This is a genomic window from Cyclobacterium qasimii M12-11B (genome assembly GCF_000427295.1).
GTDB lineage: Bacteria > Bacteroidota > Bacteroidia > Cytophagales > Cyclobacteriaceae > Cyclobacterium > Cyclobacterium qasimii.
The window spans coordinates 71886-79242 of sequence record NZ_ATNM01000049.1; the positions used below are offsets into that span (position 1 = coordinate 71886).

Consider the following 7357-nt stretch of genomic DNA (forward strand, 5'->3'; position numbering starts at 1 on the left):
GGAATAATATTAAACCCGCTGTTTAAAGGTTTAAAGCTGATTTCACAATGCCTTTTAAGATCATTGAAACCATTAAAAACTATGTTATAATTGACCCTCATCAACTATAACATTCTGTAAACTTAAATAAACTTTCTTTAAAAGACTAAATTACAACAACTTAAACACATGCTTTTTTAATGGTCTGATAATTGCTTCAAACTATAAAAAATAAATCGACCACAAATAATAGCATTACTTATGCCCGTAATAGGTGAATTGATAAAGAAAGCCATTGAACTTGGCGGTAAATTAAATTCGGAAAACAGCCCTGAAAAAGACCAAGCAAAAGTATTGAATCACCTTCTGGAAACGGCGAAAGACACCGCTTTTGGAAAGTATTATGGATTTAAGAATATTCTGGACTCTGGGGATATCTCTAAAGTTTTTCAAGAAAAAGTACCTTATCATGACTATGATAAAATATACAGTGAATGGTGGAAGAAAATTAGAGAAGGTCATGAAGACATTACCTGGCCAGGCATCAACCAGTATTTCGCAGTAAGTTCTGGCACCACTAGCAAGAGTAAGTACATTCCTGTGACTAACGACATGATCGATGCTATTAGAAAAACGGGGATTCAACAAGTCGTTAGTTTATCCAAATATGATTTACCACCTGATTTCTTTGAGCGTCAAATCATGATGCTGGGTAGTTCAACTGCACTTCAAAGCAAAGATGGATTTTTAGAAGGCGAGATTAGTGGGATAAGTGCCAGTCAAATCCCATTTTGGTTTCAAGGTTTTTACAAACCAGGACCTGAAATCTCCGCCATTGAAAATTGGGATGATAGAATAGAAGAAATTGCAAAAAATGCCAAAGATTGGGATATAGGAAGTATTTCAGGCATTCCTTCGTGGATTGAACTAATGATGAAAAGGGTTATATCCTATCATGGCGTATCCTCCATTCACGATATTTGGCCAAATTTAGCAGTTTACACACCTGGTGGTGTAGCCTTTGAGCCCCATAGAAAAAGTTTTGAGAAAAACCTTTCCCATCCACTGATCTATATTGATACCTACCTTGCCTCGGAAGGGTTCCTAGCCTTTCAAAACCGTCCCGACACAGATTCAATGGCATTGGTTTTAGACAATGGAGTTTATTTCGAATTTGTTCCTTTCGAACCAGAAAATATTGATGAAAATGGAGCAGTAAAAGCTGATGCAAAGGCGCTAAATATTGGAGAGGTCGTCGAAAACAAGGATTACATATTGTTAATATCTACTGTTGCTGGCACCTGGCGATACATGATTGGGGATACCATATCTTTTACCAATAAGGAACAGGCAGAAATTAAAATCACGGGCCGAACCAAGTTTTTCTTGAACGTTGTGGGGAGTCAATTGGGAGTACACCAAATGGACAAAGCCATGGAAGCTGTACAGGAGAAATTCAACCTTACCGTTCCTGAGTACACCGTAGCCGCTATTGAAGAAAACGGGGAATACCTTCACCGCTGGTACCTTGGAAAAGATTCAGGAAATGCAGATGAAGCTTCGGTAAAGGATTTTCTGGATGCTTTCCTTCGAGAAAACAATAAAAATTACAATGTAGCTAGATCCAAAGCTTTAAAGAGCATAGATGTAAAGATTGTCCCAGTCAACACCTTCATTGCTTACAATGAAAAGGAAAAAAGAAAGGCGGACAGGTCAAGTTTCCACGGGTCATGAAAGCTGAACCTTTTGGGAAATGGGAGGATTTTGTCAAAAGCAATTAACTTTCTTCCCTTTGAATGAAACCAAACAGCCAATTTTACGATTGTAAAAGATCAAGGACGAATCATCTCTGATTTGCGTGATAATATTTTTTGATCAATTACAATGCTAATATTCAAATCACTTTCTTCAACAAACTATCGGTATTTCTTTACCGGACAGGCATTCTCTAACCTGGGGAATATGATGAAACAAGTGGTTGTTGGATGGCTGGTTTACAGTCTAACTGGCTCTGCCCTGCTCCTAGGAATTGTTTCCTTTTCAAGGGAGATTTCGGCATTTCTTGTTTCAATTTTCGCAGGTGTTTTTGCAGATAAATACAACAAGCACAAGTTGTTGATGGTATGCCAATCTACTATCGCCCTCAATGCTACCGTTCTCGCAATGCTCACCATTTCGGGAAACATAACTTTTAATATGCTACTCAGCCTGGAGATAATTTTCGGTTTGGTTAGCGGCCTAGAAATGCCTTCCAGACATGCTTTTGTAAATGACTTAGTTGAAGACAAAGCCTACCTGACGAATGCCATTGCCTTGAATTCCTCGCTTTTCAATACAGCTAGAATCGTTGGACCTGCCATTGCAGGCATTTTGATACCAATAATAGGCGAAGGCTATTGTTTGCTCCTTTATGCAATAGCGAGTTTTAGTGTAGTTGTGTTTTTTGCTTTTATCAAGTACCGGCCTCCATCTAAAGTTGCTCCTAAACAAAATTTTAAAAATGCTTTTGCAGACGGAGCTCGTTTTGCTTTTAAAACAAAACACCTTCGTTTTTTAATGCTCTTTGTTGCTGCCATTACCTTAATAGGAATGTCTTACATGGTTATATTGCCCGTATTTGCTGCAGAGGTGTTTAATGGGGATGCGGTAATCTTTGGGTACATGACAAGTGCAGTAGGTTTGGGTTCGTTAGTTGGTGCATTTTTTGTAGGTACAAAAAATAACATTTTAGGATTGGATAAGTTAATACTCGTAGGCACTATTGTTTTTGGAATAGGGCTGGCGGTTTTTTCTTTCAGTTCGATTTTATGGTTGTCACTCCTGGCCCTTTTAGCAACAGGCTTAGGTAGGGTAATCATCTTTACAGGATCAAATACCTTGATTCAATCCATTTCTCCAGAAGAGAAAAGGGGACGTGTTTTGAGTTTTTATATCATGCTATTCATGGGATCCCTATCGGTGGGGAGTTTTATGATTGGAATTCTAACTGACTGGATTGGTGCACCAACCACGCTGGCTTTTGGAAGTTTAGGGGTGCTCTTTTTGGCTGCATTTTATGCCAAAAGTTTACCTTTATTAAGAAGGAGAACCTATAGGGCTATCAAAAAGCTTGAATTACATTGATGCTGCAATTAACCTTACAACAAAACCTAAACTCAAAAATGAAACCACTACCGTTTTTATTGATCAACACCATCAGTTTTATCATCACCCTATTCATTAATTATTTGGGAGGGTCAGGAGACTATTTTGGAAAATCGGTCGGCGATATCAGTGATGATTTCACCACCCTGATCACACCAGCCGCTTATGCCTTTTCTATCTGGGGGCTTATCTATCTGAGTTTAATATCCTTTCTCGTTTACCAGTGGGTTTGTTATTTTAAAAAGCAGAATAATACTTCATTGGAGCCTTCCGGCTTATGGTTTACGGTTGCCAATCTGAGCAATGCCCTTTGGATTTACGTTTGGGTAAATGAGCAGATTTTGCTATCTGTAATCGTCATCCTTGTGCTCCTCTTTTCATTGATTCAATTGGTATTGAGGCTTAGATTAGAAATTTATGATGCGCCTATCAAAACCATCTTTTTGGTGTGGTGGCCAATTTGCATTTATACGGGTTGGGTGATCCTAGCTACTGTTTTAACACTTTCAGTTGGAATCAAAAGCACTGGAATATTAGATGGCCTTTGGTCCGAGACCGCCTGGGCTTCCTTGATCCTTATCATAGCCACCTCAATTTATGCCTTTCTTACCTACAATAGAAATATGAGGGAAGCTGCCCTTGTCGGGGCTTGGGGCATTACTGCCATTGCAGTGAAACAATGGGGCATAAATGAGACATTAAGTATTATTGCAATCGCCCTTGCAGGGATTTTGGTCCTTATTGCTGGTATTCATAGTTATATCAACCGGGAAACTTCCATTCCAGCAAAAATGGGGAAGTAAAGCGGAAACATATTAACCATCAGTCATATTTGGGTCGAGAAAGTATTTCTTCATTACCTTCTCGGCCATTTTGTTTTGGGGAGTAAAATCAGGCTCTCTGCCAGAGGGCTGAGGATACCATTTCCAAAAATACACCCCTTGCATCCATGGTTTCTCCCAGACAGCTTCAAAGAAAGCTTCGTAACACAGGGCCTGAACTTCCTCCGAAAGCGTGGAAGCATGTCTTTCATTTGGCCATACCCAAGGTGATTGTGCTGCATCCTCAGTATTACAATAACCTATTTCAGTGAAAATAACTGGTTTTTGAAAGATTCTGTTCGTTTTTTCAATTTCTGGAATCACCTTTTCCCATCCTTCAATCAATTGTGCCAAGTCAGGAACTTTATCGTTTTTGACCAATGGAAAATAGGCCTGAATACCTATGTAATCCAAGGCATCCCAGAAATTGACCTTTTGGTATTCTGTGAAGTTGGCGGCATAAGTAAGCTTTCCATTATAAACCTCCCTGATGGCAGAAATAATTTCTCGCCATTCCTTTTCTTTATGGCTGGCTTTTTCAAATTCCGTCCCTATACATAAAATTGGTATTCCCTGCCGTTCAGCGATACGGGCGTAATAAAGGATAAATCCTCTATAATTTTCAAACCACAGGTTCCAATCTTTTTCATTGGTCATTTCTATTTCCCCAGGCCAAGATCCCCGCACCCAAATATGTGGCTTCAAGATATTGGTAAGCCCCAAGGAACTGGCAGTATCAGAAGTGGAAATTAATCCATTGCTACTTTCCCCCCACCATGATTTTTCACGGTCCTTTTCCCAACTTAATTCTGGAGCAGTAACCGACTTCTGCCAGCCAAATGGTGTTTGTGAAAGGTGGCTCACCCCTAAATTTTGCAAAGAACGTAATTCCCCTCCTTGAAGTGGCTTCCTGCTACCTACCCAGCAAACTCCTTTGTGCTTCACCCCTTCAAAACTTGCCAATTTTTTATTGCTTTCACAAGAAGACAAGCCCATTACTCCTAATAAAAGAACAAGCCACAAATACCCATTATTCAATTTAAATTGCATCATGATTATTTCTTTTAAAAAGGATAAAGAGAAAGCTGCCAATCATCAGAAGGTAAACCCAACTAAAGGGCAGTGCAATTAAAACAAGTAATTGGCTGACTGCCTGAAGAAGTTCTTCTTTGCCAATAAAAAGCGTCGCAATAGTGAACAAGGATAAAATCAAACCCCAGCCTAATAAATGTTGTTTGTTGGGCTCCATATTGCCATTGTCTGCGAACATTCCCAGTACATAAATAGCAGAATCCAATGAGGTAATAAGAAAGGTAAATACCAAGATAAAGGATAAAACCTTTAGAAATCCCCCAAAAGAGAAGCTGTCAAAGAAAACGAAAATAGAGCCGTACAGAGAATCATATTGACCGCTATAGTTTTCAGGGTTTCCAATCATTTCAAAGACGCTGGTACCAAACACAGTGAACCATAAGAAAGTACCCAGGGAGGGCACGAGAATAACCCCAAATATAAAAGTCCTGAAGGACCTTCCCTTTGAGATTCGAGCGATAAACACCCCGGTAAATGGTGCCCATGAAAGCCAAAATGCCCAATAGAAAAAGGTCCAATCCATTAAAAATTCCTGCGAAACACTTTTGCTTCCATAATTGATACTCATGGGCAAGAAATCATAGGCATAGGCAGCGATAGATGAGAAATAATTCCCTGCTATCCCTACAATGTCTCCAGAGAACAAGGTCGCTAAAAGTAAAAACAAGGCTACACTTATATTAAAGCGGGATAAATTTTGAATTCCTTTACTCAGACCTGAAAAAGCAGAAATCGTTGCCAAGCCACCAAGCAAGAGAACCACCAAGGCATTGTTGAAATAGGTTATTTCTATATCTACAAATAATTTTTGAAAACCAACCAGTAATTGCCTGCTTCCAAGTCCAACCGCTCCAACGACACCAAATAAAGTGCTTATGATCGTAATTACATCTACTACAACGATTAATAAGGGACGGCGATACCGACCTACCAAGAGGGATGAGCTTAACATGGCTCTCCCCTTTCCATAAACCAAGTAACCTATCATCAGCCCAAACAAGCCATAAAATGCCCATGGTGTGAGTCCCCAATGGAAGAACGTATATTCTAAAGCAAATACTTCACCGGGTAAATCAGTGGCTCTGGGAGGGTTGGTATAATAAAAAACAGGTTCCTGAACGGCACGCAACATTAACCCAGCTCCCATGCCGGTGCTGTAGAGCATGGCTACCCAGGAAAACCAGTTATAAGCCACCGGCCCATCACCAATTTTAATTTTACCCCATGGAGATATCGCTATTCCAATTAAAAGCAAGACCATAAATAGGCCCAAGACCAAATAATAATTCCCGAACAAACTTAAAGTCGATGCGGAAGCAATTGCCAATTGTTCTCTGATTCCCAATGGAAAGCTAAAGGCCAATACCAAAAAGAACAGGCAAATTGACAGCGCAATGACGAATGTTGGTTGACGGTAAAAGGTCACGTTAAGTGGTTTATATTTGTTCGAATATAAATATAAAACAGCTGGTTAACCAATAAAATTAAAAGGAGAAGGTGAGACGGTTTGAGTTCATTGAAAGCATTCAATAATTTTAGTGCTTTATGAAGAATTTTGGCGAACATCTTTAACAAGTGCAATAGGTCAAATACCAAATAGGGGTACTTCACAAGTACCCCCATCCACTTAAATAGTCACCCCCCCTACTTAATAAGCAGGTAGGGGTACTTAAAACTGACAGGCTTGAGGTTCTGAACTCAAATGCTTGAGTTCAGAAGTGGGACTTTAAACCTCCGAACTGGACATTTTCATTAAAAAATGACAACCTTTTGATCCTTAAGTGAAAATTCTGACATTTTTACCGGAAAATTCTGATTTCGAAAACGATTTGGGGTACTTCGGAAGTGGGTAAGGGGACTTCGGAACTCCTCCTGTCAGGTTTTTACATGGAAGCGAGCGGTTCGAAAGTGGGGAATTGAAGTTATTAGGTGGAAATTTTCGGCTTTTTGGTTAAATATTGATGGTTTTAGGTTCACACTTCTAGTAAAAACTGACAAGGATGAAGGAAATAAGCGCAAGGGCGAAGTAAATAAATGCTAAACTGAATTCAATTGTAAAATAAAACCAATTGCAGTATTTAAACATTAATCTGTAAACTTGTTTTAGAACTAGTCAGAGTTTCGGCCAAAGTTGTTTTAAAGCTTGAATGATAAAATTTAAGTGGGCTGTTAAAATGTTAAATCAGGAACGTATTCGTAAGTCCTAAAAAACCAAAATCCCCCTTTTTTTCAAAGGGGGACCAAGGGGGATTTTTTCGTGAACATTCAATAATACGAGCTTGTTAAAATAATATGGGATTTATGTGAATTGAATGCCACCC

At 39.2% G+C, this 7357-nt stretch carries 4 protein-coding genes and 1 pseudogene; 3 read left to right on the forward strand and 2 right to left on the reverse strand.

The genetic code is table 11. The features are described 5' to 3' along the window. Positions 1–240 precede the first annotated feature (240 nt). The 3 genes and pseudogenes from ADICYQ_RS04650 (at position 241) to ADICYQ_RS04660 (ending at position 3926) form a co-directional block, all read left to right on the forward strand. Positions 241–1760 (forward strand): annotated as a pseudogene (locus tag ADICYQ_RS04650) (GH3 family acyl-acid amido synthetase). A 103-nt stretch (positions 1761–1863) separates the two neighbouring features. Beyond that, entirely contained in the window at positions 1864–3102 is a 1239-nt protein-coding gene (locus tag ADICYQ_RS04655; RefSeq protein WP_081652290.1) for an MFS transporter, read from the forward strand. A gap of 38 nt (positions 3103–3140) precedes the next feature. After that, positions 3141–3926: a TspO-related membrane protein gene (locus tag ADICYQ_RS04660; RefSeq protein WP_020892388.1), complete on the forward strand. Its 786-nt coding sequence runs from the start codon at positions 3141–3143 to the stop codon at positions 3924–3926. 12 nt (positions 3927–3938) lie between these two features. On the opposite strand, the gene ADICYQ_RS04665 is transcribed toward ADICYQ_RS04660, so the two are convergent. Together ADICYQ_RS04665 and ADICYQ_RS04670 are read right to left on the reverse strand one after the other, a co-directional pair. Continuing rightward, the gene (locus tag ADICYQ_RS04665; protein ID WP_235114380.1) at positions 3939–4997 is read right to left on the reverse strand and encodes a glycoside hydrolase family 113; all 1059 of its coding nucleotides are present in this window, start codon (positions 4995–4997) and stop codon (positions 3939–3941) included. Then, on the reverse strand, positions 4984–6462 hold the full coding sequence (locus tag ADICYQ_RS04670) for a BCCT family transporter (RefSeq protein WP_040414558.1): 1479 nt from the start codon (positions 6460–6462) through the stop codon (positions 4984–4986). Before ADICYQ_RS04670 ends, ADICYQ_RS04665 begins: the two co-directional genes overlap by 14 nt. Positions 6463–7357 lie beyond the last annotated feature (895 nt).